The following is a 16,713-nucleotide window of genomic DNA, read 5'->3' as shown; positions in this document are numbered from 1 at the left end:
TCAGCGGTTTTTTCATGCATTAACTTTCTACCAAGGACTCCCAATCATTGTGAAAGCTGACCAGAAATAAGGATGCTTTAGGTCTTTATCTCCGATTGATGCAAGAGAGGAAGGTAGAGCCATATTGCCATCAGAAGTATGCAGTTGTCCCCCTTCTAGTCGCACCTTTCCCTTTAACATTGCTAGCTGTGCCTGTCGCAAAGCTTCCGCCTTAATAGGGGCTTTTTTCAATTCTTTGTAGAAATCTGTCATCAGCCCCAATGTGCCTTCATCGCTGACGTACCAAAGACTTGCCAGCGCTGACTTCACGCCTGCTTGCACCGCAAACCCGGCAAAGCCCAACTCGGCTTCTTCATTTCCCAGTGCTGAACGACAGGCACTCAGCACTAATAATTCCACCGCTGGTTTATTCCAGCCCAACTGACGCACTTGATCCAATCTCAATTGGGTGTCCCACAGCTGAATATAGGAGTTACCGAGTGCCCCTGACTTAAATTCTGCATGAGTTGCGAGGTGGATAATTTCGTAGGGTGTAGAAGTGCGTTGTGCTTTTAAATTCTTCAGGGTGAAAGCTTCGTTGAGGAAGGATTTACCTTGCCATAGCTTAGAAGTAATCATCGACAATTCTACCGGCACAGCAGGCAATGGATTTTGCGTTTTGTTGGTAAAGCGGTCGGCACCCATTGCCAAGACTTTAGCGTTTTTAATGTTAGCGTAGCGGGTATCGGTGAGGCTGAGGCTAGGCATGAGACCGATACTATATTTCTCGATTAAAAACTGTTGACCGTCATGGAGGGCGGCGATAGGAAGCGATCGCAAGCCTGCATCCATAATGAAGACTAAATTCTGGATACCTTGGGCTTCTAACTCGTCCTTGATAGGTGCAATTAGCCACTGATACAGTTGTTCGGCGGGGGCACGATAGTCGTCATTCAGTTTATTTTTATTGGTAATGGCGTTTCGCAACTTTCCAGCGACTTTCAGGATTTGCGATCGCGAAGCGGATGCGCCAAGCGCTCCTCGCTTGCTACCTGCTACGCGCACCCGTTTCGTTTTCCCCTCTCCTGTTACCAGAATTAGCTCTAGTCGCTCATCGTCTTTGTTAATTTGAGTTTTTTGGCTACTAGAAACTTGATCCGGTGCAAAGACTGCATAAACAAATGCTGATTTGATGCTCGTCTGCTTCTCGATTTGGCTCAATAGGTTGGCGGCTGCTTTCGGATTGGTGATATTTCCCGTTTGCCCCAGATGTTGGTCAAATTTAGACGTGATTGTGCTATCCAGATCGCTCGTCGTATCAACTGTTACGTCAGAGACGCTAGTAGGCGTATTCAGAGGCATCGCGCCGAAGTAGGGAAGCAGGTTGTCTCCCGGACGGCGGGGAGTAATTTGAATATTGCCTTGGCGATAAGGGCCAGGAAATTCTTTAGATGGCAAAATTGTACTGAGGAACCCGGTTCCGGTGGTGAGAGCGCCAGCCGTCCCGTTTTCTGTCGCATCTCCTACGACAAAGGGAGTAAAGGAGGAACCGCCTCCGTGGGAAATCAGAATCGCGCCGTCCCCAGCGCCTCCAATCGTGGAAATGCTGGTCGCAAATGGGTTTTTGGAATCGGTGAAAGTGCCTGTAGCACGGAAGAACCGATCGGTTGTAATTTTAACAACGCCTCCGAAGGCGCTTCCTCCACTTTGGGCATTGATGGAGACAACTTGAATGTCATCAATTGGCTTTTTGTTGAGTTCGATCAGCGGGTTTGCCAAGGTGACGTTACCACCTTTCCCGAAGCTGGAACTAGAGTCGATAACTCCAGCAGTGATGATGCCTTGAGCGGAAACTTCAATATCCCCACCGCCTGCTGTTCCTTGAGAGAGCAAATTGCCGCTTTGAATGGCTGCTGCATCGCTTAGGAGAGCGTGAAGCGGAGCTATCGCCGTTAGGCGAATCGCGCCGCCGGTGCCATTGGTAGAAGATGTGTCAATATTTGCCGTGGTGATGCTACCTGGAGCCGCAACGGTGACTGCACCCCCGCCGGTTGTACCTTTGGAGGTCACATTTGCAGCGGTAATGGCTCCTTTTTGGCTGGTAAGTGCGATCGCTCCCCCGGTGCCTTTTTCGGAAGCAGAATCAATATTGGCAGCAGTGATATTGTCTTGAGCAGAGACAGTGATGGGAGAACCGGAAGTTTTCACATTTCCAGTCTGTACGGTTCCGTTTTGGCTGCTAAGCGCGATCGCATTTCCAGCACCTTTAGTCGCTGTTGCGTCAAGATCCAGCGTCGTGATGCTGTCATTGGCGATAACTGTAATTCCCCCAGCATCCGTATCGCCTTTGGATATCAAACTTCCCGTTTGTATCGCGCCTTGTTTGCTGTTGAGAGCGATCGCACCGCCAGCACCCGTTGCAGAAGAGGAGTCCAAGGCTGCGGTATTAATGGCTCCCGTGTCACTGGTAAGGCTAATTCCCCCACCCTTAGAGGTGATATTGTTGGTGGTGATTTTTTGATTGGCGGTGAGATTAACCTTGCCACCGGATGAATCTAAAGTGCCATTACTCGCGATCGCACCTTGAGTGCTATTGAGAGCAATTTCCCCACCTTTGGAAGTGATATTGCTAGCGCTGACTCCGCCATTCCCATTTAGACTAACGTTGCCACCGGATGAATCTAAAATGCCATTACTCGCGATCGCACCTTGAGTGCTATTGAGGGCAATTTCCCCACCTTTGGAAGTGATATTGCTAGCGGTGACGCCTTGATTGGCGGTGAGATTTACCTTACCGCCGGATGAATCTAAAGTGCCATTACTCGCGATCGCACCTTGGCTACTATTGAGAGCAATTTCCCCACCTTTGGAAGTAATATTGGCTGCTGTAACGCCTTGATTGGCGGTGAGATTAACCTTGCCGCCAGATGAATCTAAAGTGCCATTACTCGCGATCGCACCTTGAGTGCTATTGAGGCTAATTTCCCCACCTTTGGAAGTGATATTGCTAGCGCTGACTCCGCCATTCCCAGTTAGATTTACCTTTCCGCCATTGGTGTTGAGACTGCCGCCCACCTGGATATTATTGGCAGTAATATTTACACCAGCTGGCTTAGTTGTCGTAATGTCACCTGCCAGCGTCGTAGTGCTACCAGATAACTGCGTCAGACTGTCTGCAACAATCGTCGAAATGGCGGTCACATCGGTAGCATTCTCAATTAAGATTGCGCCTAACCCTTTACCATCTCCCGCACCCACCGTTTTGCCGAAGAAGATGTTGCCGGTGCCTGCGATCATCTTTAGGTCGTTGTATTCGCCCTTTTCGCTATCCAGGGTGCCATTGAAAGAAATGTTACCCGCACCCAATGAGCCTGTATTGAGGAAAGTATCATCCGTCAGGGTGACATCACCGTTAAAAATAATGTTGCCATCCAAAGTCGTGATGATGCCTGATAAGAGTGTCTGCTTGGCGTTGACAGTTAGTTCCTGGTAAATATCGGCGCTGTTGCCTTTTAAGGTTGCATTCTCGCCACCGATAATTACAACACCCAAGTCATTATTGATAGTCAAATACTCCAGGAGATGCGGACTACCGACGTTCCCTTTAAAAATCGCTTGACCTGCACCCGGATTGAGCGTCAGTCCCTGCTGGTTATTAGATTGAGCGCTAACATTGCCTTCAAAGATGATGTTACCACCGCCGCTTGCGAGTGCGATATCAGTCGTCAGCTCCACAGTTTTGCCGAGTTGACCGAGGGTAATGTCTTGCCCCTGAGTGGAAATGTTTGCCGACAATTTGGTTGTTGCACCGTTGAGAGCGATCGCGGCATCATCCACTCCCTGAATTGTCCCATTAACGTTGATGATGCCATTCGGAGACTGAATTTTCACTGGATCGTCGAAGGTGACAGCATTGACATCAATCGTCCCAGTTCCGCTGTCACTACCAATGACGATCGACTTAAAGCCACCCAAAGCATTAATATCTTTTTGGGTGATATCCAGCGCTGGTGTTTCTTCAAATCCGCCAATTGCGATCGCTTGATCGGGTGTTGCAGGCTGAAGCTGAACGGTACCGCCGCCAACGATTGTATTGTCTCCCCCGTCAAAGTTAATTTCAGCAGCCGTCAAATTGAGATTTCCGGTCAGATTGGCAGTGCTTTTAAATTCGACCAATGCTGCATTACTCACTGTCAAATTGCTGAGTGCAGCGCTATTTCCCACCGGATTATTAAAGATAACGTTGCCAGTACCTGCTGCTAGATTCAGGTTCTGAGTTCCATTGACAGTATTGCTAAAGCTGATATCGCCTACTCCCGCACCCGTGTTCAGAGAGACTGCGCCGGTTAGGTTCACCGCACCGCTGAAGCTGATAGTGTCGTTGGTGGTAGTAATATCTCCAGCGGTAATGACTCCTCCCGTCCCACCTTGACTGAAGGCTCCATCGAGGTTCATATCTGCGGCAGCGTCAATTGTCAGCGTTCCAGTATTGTTGATACTGACGCCACCATTATTCGTCGTTGTAACTGGGTTTTTGAAAACAACGTTTTGGGCACTGTTAATGGTTACAGAACCGAATTTGCTGCTACCACCGACTGCATCTGTAAAATTGATGTTACCAGTACCAGCACTCAAAGTTAGGTCGTGATTACCATTCAGGGTATTGCCAAAGCTAATATCGCCTGCACCCGTTTCCAGGAAGATAGAACCTGTAAGATTTACGCCTTGGGTAAATTGAATGCTGCTAGCAGTGATATTCCCTGCGGTGGAAACGCTACCCGTGCCATTTTGCACAAAGGCTCCGGTTAAGGTCATCTTTGTACCCGAAGCAATCTTCAGCACATCACTGTTGGTGAGGGTAAGATTGCCTCCATCTGTGGTCTTAATGCCTGAATTAAGAGTCGTTGCACCGCCGATGAGATGAATAGATGCATTACTGGTAATTCCCGGCGATATTCCCTGCACCGTCAGCGCCCCTGTGCCCGCTTGAATGGTTACAGCATCTTTGAAGGTTGCCGAATCTACAATGATGTCTTGGCTTCCGCTGGCATTGCCAATGGTGATGCTGCTAAATCCGTCATGTAAAGCAGCTAGGTCGGTATCGTTGATATTTAGAGAAGCATCTTGATCGAAACCAATTGCGATCGCTTTCCCCACCGTTGCTGTCTGAAGTGTCAGATTTCCCGTGCCAGCAACCGAATCCGTTCCGCCCGAAAAGTCAATTTCATCCCCCTTTAGGATGATATCCCCGGTCAGCAGGACATTATTCCCATAGCTTTGACTATTAGCAGTGGTCACGTTGCCGTTGAGCTTGGTTGTCCCACCAACTCCAGTGGTAGCTAGGCTAGCAGTATTGACAGTGCTGTTGAAGGTGATATCACCGATACCAGCGTTCACAGTTAAATTTTTCTGACCATCAACTGTACTGTTGAAAGCGATCGCGCCATTGCTACCGCTAGTATCAAAATTAACATTACCGCTTAAGTTAACGCCTTGGTGAAATTCAATACTGCTGGCGGTGATATTTCCACCCGTGACAACATTACCCGTGCCATTCTGGACAAACTTTCCTGCCAAATTCATGTCGGCAACAGAGGCAGTGGTCAGCAAATCGCTGTTGGTAATCGTGACACCGCCACCCGTAGTATTGATGGCACCATTGAGGTTAAAAATATTACCAGTTAGCTGAATGTCGCTGGCAGTTATCGCACTATAAGTCCCGCTGCCAGCTTTTTGAGTGAGGTTAGCGGCGTTGATGGCAGCACTGGCGTTGACATTGCCGCTGTCAATCGTCAGGTTGCCTAAAGAGGTAACGGTGCCAAGGTTATTCTTGAAGTTAATACTGCCGCTACCTGCGTTCAGGGTGAGATTGTGATTGCCATCAATTGTGCTGTTGAATGCGATCGCGCCATTACTGCCACTGGTGTTAAAAGAGACATCGCCAGTTAAACTAACGCCTTGGTCAAACTGAATACTGCTAGCGGTAATATCTCCACCCGTAACAACATTACCCGTGCCATTCTGCACAAACTTTCCCGCCAAATTCATGTCGGCGGCAGGTGCAATGGTCAGCAAACCGCTGTTAGTAATCGTAACGCCCCCACCCGTGGTCTTGATGGCATCGTTGAGGTTAAAAATGTTGCCCTTCAGGTTAATCGCACCCGCAGCGTTCAGCGTACTGTAGGTGGTGGTGCCAGTCGTCGGTGTGACAGCTCCCTGAGTAATGCTAGTTGCTGTAATTGCCCCAGCTTGTACGTCGCTAGCACTGTTAATTTTTAAATTGCCCAGTCCGGAAGCATTGCTCAGCGTAATATTTCCCGTACCTGCGCTCAGTTCTAAGTCTTTGCCACCGCCTGTAATGGCTCCGGTGAAAGCAATATCACCGGAGCCAGTTCCAGTATTAAGTTTGACACCTCCGGTTAGGGTGACATTTCCACTAAAGCTGATGCCGGATTCTGCTTGAATATCACCAGCAGTGGAAACAGTTCCAGACCCCATTTGCTGAAACGCTCCTCCTAAGTTCATGTCTGCGTCAGCAGCAATCGTCAGTTTCTGGCTGTTATTGATAGTGATGCCGCCACTGGTGGTATTGATGGCACCGTTGAGGTTAAAAATATTACCAGTTAGCTGAATGTTGCTGGCAGTTATCGCACTGTAAGTACCGTTGCCAGCTTTTTGAGTAAGGCTAGCGGCGTTGATCGCAGCATCGGCGTTGACATTGCCGCTGTTGATGGTGAGGTTGCCGAGAGGTGTGGTAGTACCGACGGCATTTTTGAATTGGATGGTGCCGTTCCCTGCCTCTAAAGTCAGGTTTTGACCACCTGGGTTTGTCCCGTTCAGGGTGCTATTAAAGGTGATATTACCCGTCCCTGTACCCGTTTTGAAAGCGATGTCCGCTCCAGTAAGAGTGACTGCACTTGTAAAGCTGATGCCGTTTTCAGCGGTAATATTGCTTGCAGTAGCGACCGATCCGGAGCCATTTTGCAAGAAGGCTCCCCCCAAAATTATGTCTGCATTAGGGGCAATCGTCAGCTTGCCACCGTTAGTAATCGTCAAATTGTTAGTTGCGAATAGCGGTGCAGTGACATCTACAGTCCCTTTACTAATAAAGGTGAGATTCTCGGTAAGCGGGTTGAGGAATGTCCCAATGTGGATGCTTGCAGTGTTGGTGGCATCCCCAATGGTCAAACTACTAGCTGTAATATTTTTCAGTTGATCGAGGGTGAAATTCAGTCCAGGATTGGCGGCTAATCCTACGCTGATGCTTTGCCCTGAAGATTTGGGTGCCAGAGTGACTTTTGAACCCGCAATTGTTGATAAACCCAGGTCGAGCTTGTCAGCAGTCAGGACAATGGGGTTAGCCTTGGCATCGACAGTACTCCCAAATTTAATTTCGTTTGTGGTCAGCTTGATACCACTTCCACCGCTGGTATTCAGCGCTCCATTAAAGCTAGTGGTGCCTGTACCTGCCGTTTGAGTGATGCTGGTGGCGGTAATTGCTCCAGTTGTTACGTCGCCAGCACTGTCAATTATCAGAGCGTCCAGTCCCGTCGTGCTGCCCAGTGTAATAGTTCCTGTACCAGCACTCAGTTCTAAGTCTTTGCCACCGCCTATAATGGCTCCGCTAAAAGTAATATCACCGTCTCCAGTTCCAGTATCTAGCTTGACATCTCCCTTCAGGGTAACGGGACTGCTGAAGCTGATGTTGTCATTGCTAGTGGTAATGTTGCTGCCAATGGAGACTGCCCCTGTGCCAGTTTGGCTGAAGCCTTTCGCAAGATTCATGTTTGCGTTTGCAGCAATGGTCAAATTGCCACTGTTGTTGATGGTGACAGTGCCATTGGAGGTAGTTGTGACAGGGCTGTTGAAGATAAAGTTAGTGCCACTCAAGTCAATCCCTGTGGCAGTATTTGTCTTCAATGCTCCATTAAAGGTGGTGGTGCCTGTACCTGCTTTTTGGGTAATGCTAGCGGCGGCGATCGCTTTTGTCTCTACATCTTTGGCAGCGGTGATAGTGAGGTTGCCGATTGGGGTATCACTACTACCTACTGCACCACCAAGGTTAATGTTACCCGTGCCCGCACTCAGTTCTAAGTTTTTGCCACTGCCTGCGATCGCTCCGGTGAAAGCAATATCACCGTTACCCGTTCCGGTATTGAGTTTGACATTTCCGGAGAGGGTGACATTTCCACTAAAGCTGATGCCGGTTTCAGCTTGAATATTACCCGCAGTGGAAACGGTTCCCGACCCCAGTTGCTCAAAAGCTCCCCCTAACTTCATGTCTGCTGCGTCGGCAATGTTGAGGTTGCCGCTGTTAATGGTGAGGTTGCCGAGAGGTGTGGTAGTACCGACGGCATTTTTGAATTGGATGGTGCCGTCGCCTGCCTCTAAAGTCAGGTTTTGACCACCTGGGTTTGTCCCGTTCAGGGTGCTATTAAAGGTGATGTCACCCGTCCCTGTACCTGTTTTGAAGGTAACGTCCGCTCCAGTGAGGGTGACGGCACTTTTAAAGTTGATGCCGTTTTCAGCGGTAATATTGCTTGCAGTAGCGACCGATCCGGAGCTTTCGTGCAAGAAGGCTCCCCCCAAATTTATGTCTGCATTAGGGGCAATCTTCAGCGCCTGCGTGCTATTAATTGTCAGACCGCCCTTGAGAGTTATAGGAGCGTTCAAGTTGACGGTCGCAGCGTCCAACGCAAGATTGTAAGTATTGGTATTGCTGCTGGCATTGATAGCACTTTTTACATCAATGTTTTCCGTGGCTGCAATTGACACATTGCCACTGTTAAGCATGGTTTTCACCTTGCCAGCGGAAATCTTGAATGTATCGTTGTCCTTGCCATCATCAGCCAGGATTGTCTTGTCATCAAGCTGATTGTTGTCATCGTCTGCGGTATCAATGACAACGCTTTTCGGGTCTAATAGCAACTGACCGCCCTTTCCTAGGGGCGCACCCACATCTACTAAACCGTCAAAGTCCAAGTTTTGTTTGCCTGACACTTCGACAAAGCCACCATTTCCACCTTGAGCGCCGCCACGAGCTGTAATATTGCCGTAGAAGCGGGTTGTCTCATCTGCCCAAACAATTACCTTTCCACCGTTGCCGTTGAGGAGGGCATCTGCGGCAATCAGAGAGTCGCTACTGACATAGGTGCGCGATGCATTTGGTAGTGTGCCCTTCCCTTGATAATCGCCGCCAATTCGCACTGTGCCGCCGCCGAGGGTGCCGGAAGCATTAATGTTGGCACCTACCAATCCCACTTTATTGCCGACAATTTGGACAGTGCCTCCGGTTTGTCCTGGGGCAGTGTTTGAGGTATTCAGGGAACCAGAAGCAATTACAGTACCTGTATCTGTGGGTATTGCAGTACCGGAACCTGTTAAATGAACTGTGCCGTCAGCGGCGACAGTCATTTTCGTGGCTCCCACATCCCCAGCACCTGTCAACAGCTGAGGTAAGGAGGCAATCGGAAGCTTCCAGTCATTCGGTTGATTGTCTGCTGCTGCTAGGGGTTGAATTTCTACACTTAGTAAACTTCCTGCCTGAGAAATGCGTACTACGCTCTCACCAGGCACTGCTGCCACCGTGATATTACCTCCCGGTGCTGACAATTGCCCGGTACTGACTACGGTGCCACCGAGTAGGGTTAAATTCTGTCCGGGGTTGACTGCCAAGTTTCCGGCATTTGCGATCGCTCCCGGTTGACTCATTGCGAAGGCAAAGCCGTTGGGCGTACCCACTAAAGCGTTATAGTCGTTGGCACCTGTGGCGCTGAACCAATTGCTCCCAAAGTCAATGCCGTTAGCAGTGGTGGCGGTGAAGGAGGCAGGCACATTTAGGCTGGCTCCTGCGCCAAAGATAATGCCTGCGGGGTTCATCAAGAACAGGTTTGAATTCCCACCCGTAACCTGGATGAGACCGTTAATTACTGAGGCATTTCCCCCATTGACACGACCCAGGATGTTTTGAATGGATGGGTTTGAAAGGAAGTTGCCTATCTCGTTTTGATTCAGCCCAAACTGAGTGAAGCTGTGGAAGAGATTCGAGCCATTACTAGAAAGGGTGCCGCCACTGATGTCAATCTGGTTTCCATTCTGGTTAACCAGAGTATTCGTGTCATTGGGAGCCGGAATGATTGACTGAGCTGAGGTGGATGTGGCACCTACAGAACCCCCAAACAACAACAGGACTAACAGGGCACCGATTCTGCTGGTAAATACTGACATCAATCTCTTCCTTAGGGCTGATGAAAAATTTGCGGCAACTCTACACTCGCCAATTTTTCTGAGTCACTCCGTAATATCACAGCTTTGATGAAGGAATGATTAATTAGATATTGAATACTTTAAAGAGTTGATAAAGATGGGTATTTTGCTTTAGGAAATTTTCATAAAGCTGGCTGTTTTTGCTTTGGTTTTTATAGGCTGCTTGTTGAATTCATTGCAACTGAAGCCTTTTTGAGACCTGCCTCAACTTTGCATTTTTTAACTTTCGACAGGTAGCAGGATTAATATTCGACCATTCAGCAGCAAACCTGATTTTTTAGACAAAGGAGCCTAGTGGTTAATCATTTTTCGTCAAAAGCAGATGTGGAAGTGTAAAAATAATTATTAATTCGTAAAAATATTTGTGTATTTATTTATAGTATTTTATAGCCGAAATATACATTATGAATTGGCTCGATCATTTAAGGATGAACAGATGGAAAGATTCTCAGGTATGGGAATATTTTATAAATATTGTTTTTTATGGCTAATTGTTCATTGATTAGCAATCTTGCCATTAGCTGTCCCAAATTAGTTGCAGATGAATTGAGAAGTGGGATACATCTGTAAAGACATGGCAGTCAAAAAGTCCCTACCGAACGTTAGAGCTGCACTATATTCCACCCAACTGACAAACGCTCTAAATTTCTCAAGCAAGCGATCGCTTCGCTGAGTGCAATACTCATGATTGTTAACCTCTCCCAAACGAAAAACTTCTCCCGTTGAGTTACAGGAGAAGCTTTTCAGAAGATTTGAGTGTTGACAGACTTTAGGCTTGAACCATGCCACCAGCGGCTTGAAAACGAGCGCGGGCACGTCTGAGGGCTTGAGTTGCCTGAATTTGCTCTTGACGGGAACCACCACCCTCAACCTGATTAAGCCTCGCCTCAGCTTCGGTATAAGCAGCACGGGCTTGTTCCCGATCGATTTTGTCGCCGCGCTCGGCACCGTTAACCAGAATGGTTACTTCATTCTCATCCACTTCTGCAAAGCCACCCATGAGGGCGATGGGCACCCAATCTTTACCAGAACGGACACGCATGACACCGATATCCAGTGCGGTCAATAAAGGAGCATGACCGCTGAGGATACCGAGTTGACCTGTAGTGCTAGGCAGAATTACTTCTTCAGCACTAGAATCCCAGACAGTTCTGTCGGGAGAAACAACGCGAACAGTTAAAGCCATAATTTGTGAGTTGTCAGTTGTTAGTTGGTCATTGGTCATTGGTCATTAGTCATTAGCCCGTGAAAAAAGGCTAATGACTAATGGCAAATGCCTATGGACTAGCTTTTGATTTTTTCAGCTTTAGCGATCGCTTCTTCAATATTGCCGACCATGTAGAAAGCCTGCTCTGGCAATGAATCCAGCTCTCCAGACAGAATCTTCTTGAAACCGTTGATTGTTTCTTGCAGATTCACGTATTTCCCTGGAGATCCGGTGAAGACTTCTGCCACGAAGAACGGCTGAGACAAGAAACGCTCAATCTTACGCGCACGAGCCACCGTTAAGCGGTCATCTTCAGACAATTCATCCAGACCCAGAATGGCGATGATGTCTTGCAGCTCTTTGTAGCGCTGTAGCGTTGCCTGAACTTCACGAGCAATCGCGTAGTGTTCCTCACCAACAACACTGGGTTGCAACATGGTGGAAGTGGAATCTAGCGGGTCAACAGCGGGATAAATTCCCTTCGCTGCTAAGCCACGAGACAACACAGTGGTTCCGTCCAAGTGGGCAAAGGTGGTTGCTGGCGCGGGGTCGGTCAAGTCGTCGGCTGGTACGTAGACGGCCTGAATTGAGGTAATCGAACCTTCGGTGGTGGAGGTGATTCGCTCTTGCAGGTCGCCCATATCTGTTGCCAGAGTCGGCTGATATCCCACAGCAGAAGGCATCCGTCCCAGTAGCGCTGATACTTCCGAACCCGCTTGCACAAACCGGAAGATGTTGTCGATAAACAGCAGCACGTCTTGCTTACTGACATCGCGGAAATACTCAGCCATTGTCAGTGCGGCTAAGCCTACGCGCATTCTCGCTCCGGGTGGCTCGTTCATCTGACCGTAGACTAGAGCGATTTTCGATTCGCTGAGGTTATCTTCTTTGATAACCCCAGATTCTTTCATTTCGTTGTAGAGGTCATTTCCCTCGCGGGTACGCTCTCCCACACCGCCGAACACAGACACACCACCGTGATTGATCGCGATGTTGTTGATCAGTTCCATCATAATGACGGTTTTACCAACACCAGCACCGCCGAATAAACCAATCTTGCCACCACGGCGATAAGGAGCCAGCAGGTCTAACACCTTGATTCCGGTTTCAAACACCGATGGCTTCGTTTCCAAGTCAGTGAACTTGGGAGCCGGACGGTGGATGGGGAAGGTTTCTTCAGTATTGACTGGCCCTTTATTGTCTACGGGTTCGCCAAGAACGTTGAAAATCCGACCCAGAGTGGCAGGGCCAACGGGTACGGTAATGGCAGCGCCGGTGTCTACTACTTCCATGCCGCGCACCAAACCATCGGTGGAACTCATGGAAACAGCACGCACTTGGTTGTCACCCAAAAGTTGCTGCACTTCGCAGGTTACGGACACGTCCTGTCCGGCTTCGTTTTTGCCTTCAACTTTTAAGGCATTGTAAATCTGCGGCATTTTGCCGCTGGGAAACTCCGCATCGATAACGGGACCGATGATTTGGGTAATACGCCCTACGTTTGTCTTGTCTGTGGTGGCTACCATGCTTGTGCCTATGTTGTGAATCTATCTGTATAGATACGGGAAAACAGTCTTAACATTTAGCAATGCCATTTTCCAGAGTACCACTGAAAGGATGCCGAATCTGTCTGGCGGCTTGAGTTGATCCCCATATAGGATGTGATAGCGAAGCGCTAACTTGTCAGTTCGCTCTTTTATGTCCTCAATCGAGAGAGAATACCGTCTCACCTTCGGGTTCCTACCAGCGGCGGGGATTGCCTTAATCGTTGAATCAGTAACGAGATGACGGGATCAAGAGCCAGTTAATAGCCATAAAAAAAGGGCTGTGCCTTCTGTAAAGACACAGCACTATTTAAAATTATGCTTCGGATCAAAGATCCTACTTTTGCGCCTAATTCAAAATAGGCACTTAACCCAATATCTTTGCCATCCAAACCGGATTAAGCCTTCAGCGCTTTTTGCTTGTTACGGCGGCTGATCAAGGTCATACCACCAACACTCAGCAAGCCGAGCATTAAGCTGGGTTCAGGAACATCCTTCGGAGGCTGCACGACTCTCACAGACTTCCCTTTGATGAACACAGCGGAATCTAATGAAACATCACCGACATCCTGAATCTTGATGGTGAGAGTGTTCTTGGCGTTTTTGTTGAGCAAACCTTCAAAGGTCAAGGTTTTGGTGTAGCCATCTAACTCAGTGCCAGGACTCCCTGCGGGATTGTTAATGTAGTCGGCGTGATAAGGCCCAGCCGCATTGGGAACAAGGTTGTTGATCGTGACGATTTTTCCATCGGTCAACTTAGCTAGGTTGACGCCATTGAGCAACAGTTCGAAAGAGTCGTTGAACGAGGAACCACCGAACTCTACGAACTCTTCCGAGCCGAAGACATACTCGAAGAACAGCTTCTCTACTGAAGCGCCAGCATCAAAGCTAATATCGAGCTGAGCCAATGTTCCGGAACCTGAAGTAGCTGGAGAATCATTAGGACCCACTACATCGGTGACATTCCCGGTACTCAAGACGATGCCATCTTTCAAACCGAAGGGGTCGTCATTGAAAAGACCAAAAGCATCAGCATTGCCTGTAGCACTGACTGAAAAGTTACTCAATCCAGTCGTATCACCCAACAAGGCTTGCAGCAAAGCATTCGTATTGTTGTTTGGAGTTACTGTGAACGCCATTGCTGAATTCCCAAACATCGTCAGGGCAGCAGTAACACCAATGGCGGCTGAAGCAGAGATTTTACTAATAAGATTCATGGTTCGTCTCATACAAGATAGATGCTGGCAGTGAAAATGCCTAGGTGTTCGCAGCTTTTTTATAAACAGAAGCTGTAACTACTTAGAAAGTTTGTTCCTTAGGCTTACTTTTACTACAGGTACAAGTATGCGTATTTCGTAAAAGCTACTGATTAATTTTGATAATTCTTCAGCACTTATACAAATGTATATTTAACTCAAAATGTCAATAAGTGAATCTTATAAAGTTGGAGAAAGACGAATTGTAGAAATTACTTAGGCTTTAATGTTGTTTTTGCTTACCAGCTATCTAGGCATGAAAGCCTTTTCAGGTAAGGTATCTGCTCATCAATATTTATCCGCAGCTTTACAGAAAACTTACAATTATAAAATAACTTACAAGGGAAGAATAGTTGCGGAATTTCCTATCCAATAAAGCTTTAATAGTAATTTGCTGCTGAAAAATAAATGAAGATTCTATGAAGCTCTAAGTTAACAGCTACGTAAATTTACTTAAGAAGTATTACGTAGAACAGGTTTTTATTAGCTGCAATCTGCCTGCAAGAGCTTGGCTTCATCGTCGGGCGATCGCTTGTAAGGCATTCTTAGGCAAGACGCACTACGATCGCGCTAGTGGATGAGCAAGACGCGATAGCGAAGCGCTGAAAGAGTCAGTTCGCACCTTTATGTGAGGCAAGTGAATTCAGAGCGATCGCTCTCTTGTATACTCAATCGAGAGAGAATGCCGTCTCACCTTTGGGTTTCTGCCAGCAGCGGAGATTGCCCTCATCGTTGAATCAGTAACGAGATCACAGCAGCAAGAGCAAGTTAGTAGCCATAAAAAAAATCGCTGTGCCTTCTGTAAAGACACAGCTTTGTCAAAATTATGCGTTCTGAGTCCAAGATCAGACTCTTGCGCCTAAGATAGGCAAACCACCTAAACTATCTTTGCCATCCTGCCGGATTAAGCTTTTAGTGCTTTTTGCTTGTTGCGACGGCTGATCAAGGTCATACCACCAACACTCAGCAAACCAAGCATCAAGCTGGGTTCAGGAACATCCTTCGGAGGCTCTACGACTCCCACAGACTTCCCTTTGATGAATACCGCCGAATCTAATTGACTATCAGTTACATCCTTAATCCTGATGCTGAGAGTGTTCTTGGCATTTTTGTTCAGCAAACCCTCGAAAGCCAAGGTTTTGGTGTAGCCATCTAACTCAGTGCCAGGACTCCCTTCTGGATTGTCAATGTAGTCGGCGTGATAAGGGCTGTTGAGATTGGGAACAAGGTTGTTAATCGTGACGGTTTTGCCATCGGTCAACTTAGCTAGGTTGACACCATTAAGCAACAGTTCAAAAGAGTCATTGTACCCGGTACCAGCGTACTCTAGGAACTCTTCCGAGCCGAAGACATACTCGAAGAACAGCTTATCTACGGTAGCGTCAGCGTCAAAGCTAATATCGAGCTGAGCCAAATCAAAGGAACCCTCCGTATCACCTGGTGTTCCGAAACTTGTACCATTACCTGGAGCATTATTAGGACCCACTACATTGGTGACATTCCCGGTACTCAAGATGATGCCATCTTTCAAACCGAAGGGGTCGTCACTGAAAAGACCAAAAGCAGTAGCATTGCCTGTGGCATTGACAGAAAAGTTACTCAATCCAGTCGTGTCGCCTAACAAGGCTTGCAGCAAAGCATTCGTATTGTTGTTTGGAGTTACTGTGAACGCCATTGCTGAATTCCCAAACATCGTCAGGGCAGCAGTAACACCAATAGCGGCTGAAGCAGAGATTTTAGCAAAAAGATTCATAGTCGGTCTCATACAAGATAGATGCTGGCAGTGAAAATGCCTAGGTGTTCGCAGCTTTTTTATAAACAGAAGCTGTAACTACTTAGAAAGTTCGTTTCTTAGGCTTACTTTGAATACAGGTAAAAGTATGCGTATTTCGGAAGGGCTAGCATTAATTTTGATAATTCTTCAGCCCTTATACAGGTGTATATTTAACTCAAAATGTCAATAAGTGAATCCTGTAAAGTTAGAAAAAAACGATTTGTAGAAATTACTTAGGTTTTAATGTTGTTTCTACTTATCAGTCATCAAGCCGTGAAATCATTTCCAGGTATAGTGTTTACTCATCAAAGTTTATCCGTAGCTTTACAGAAAGTTTATAATAATAAAATAAGTTGTAAAGGAAGAATAGTTGCGGAATTTCTTATCCAATAAAGCTTTAATAGTAATTTGCTGCTGGAAAATAAATGAAGATTCTATGAAGTTCTAAGTTGACAGCTAAGTAAATTTACTTAAGTACGATTACGTAGTAACAAGTTTTTATTGTCCACAATGTGCCTGCAAGACTTTGCTTTATCGTTGGGCGATCGCTTGTAAGGCATTCTTAGGCAGGACACGATAGCGAAGCGCTGAAAGAGTCAGTTCGCACCTTTATGTGAGGCAAGTGAATTCAGAGCGATCGCTCTCCTGTATACTCAACCGAGAGACAATGCCGTATCACCTTTGGCT

At 47.3% G+C, this 16,713-nt stretch carries 5 protein-coding genes; all 5 read right to left on the bottom strand.

Annotated elements, in window-relative coordinates; all coding sequences use genetic code 11:
* Positions 1 to 27 precede the first annotated feature (27 nt).
* Entirely contained in the window at positions 28 to 10,206 is a 10,179-nt protein-coding gene (locus NDI33_RS20350) for a CHAT domain-containing protein (RefSeq protein ID WP_190679267.1), read from the bottom strand.
* A gap of 808 nt (positions 10,207 to 11,014) precedes the next feature.
* Positions 11,015 to 11,431: an ATP synthase F1 subunit epsilon gene (gene atpC / locus NDI33_RS20345; RefSeq protein WP_190428339.1), complete on the bottom strand. Its 417-nt coding sequence runs from the start codon at positions 11,429 to 11,431 to the stop codon at positions 11,015 to 11,017.
* Positions 11,432 to 11,529: 98 nt separating this feature from the next.
* Positions 11,530 to 12,978 carry a F0F1 ATP synthase subunit beta gene (gene atpD / locus NDI33_RS20340; protein WP_190411654.1) on the bottom strand — a complete coding sequence of 483 codons (1,449 nt, stop codon included), beginning with the start codon at positions 12,976 to 12,978 and terminating at the stop codon, positions 11,530 to 11,532.
* Between the two features lie 416 nt (positions 12,979 to 13,394).
* A complete protein-coding gene (locus NDI33_RS20335) occupies positions 13,395 to 14,213 on the bottom strand; it encodes a choice-of-anchor L domain-containing protein (RefSeq protein ID WP_190679265.1) in 819 nt (272 codons plus the stop codon).
* Between the two features lie 943 nt (positions 14,214 to 15,156).
* A complete protein-coding gene (locus NDI33_RS20330) occupies positions 15,157 to 16,005 on the bottom strand; it encodes a choice-of-anchor L domain-containing protein (RefSeq protein WP_190411652.1) in 849 nt (282 codons plus the stop codon).
* Between the last annotated feature and the right edge of the window lie 708 nt (positions 16,006 to 16,713).

It is taken from the genome of Trichocoleus sp. DQ-A1 (genome assembly GCF_039961955.1).
Taxonomy (GTDB): Bacteria; Cyanobacteriota; Cyanobacteriia; order Cyanobacteriales; family FACHB-T130; genus FACHB-T130.
This window is presented reverse-complemented; position numbering and strand designations above follow the sequence as displayed.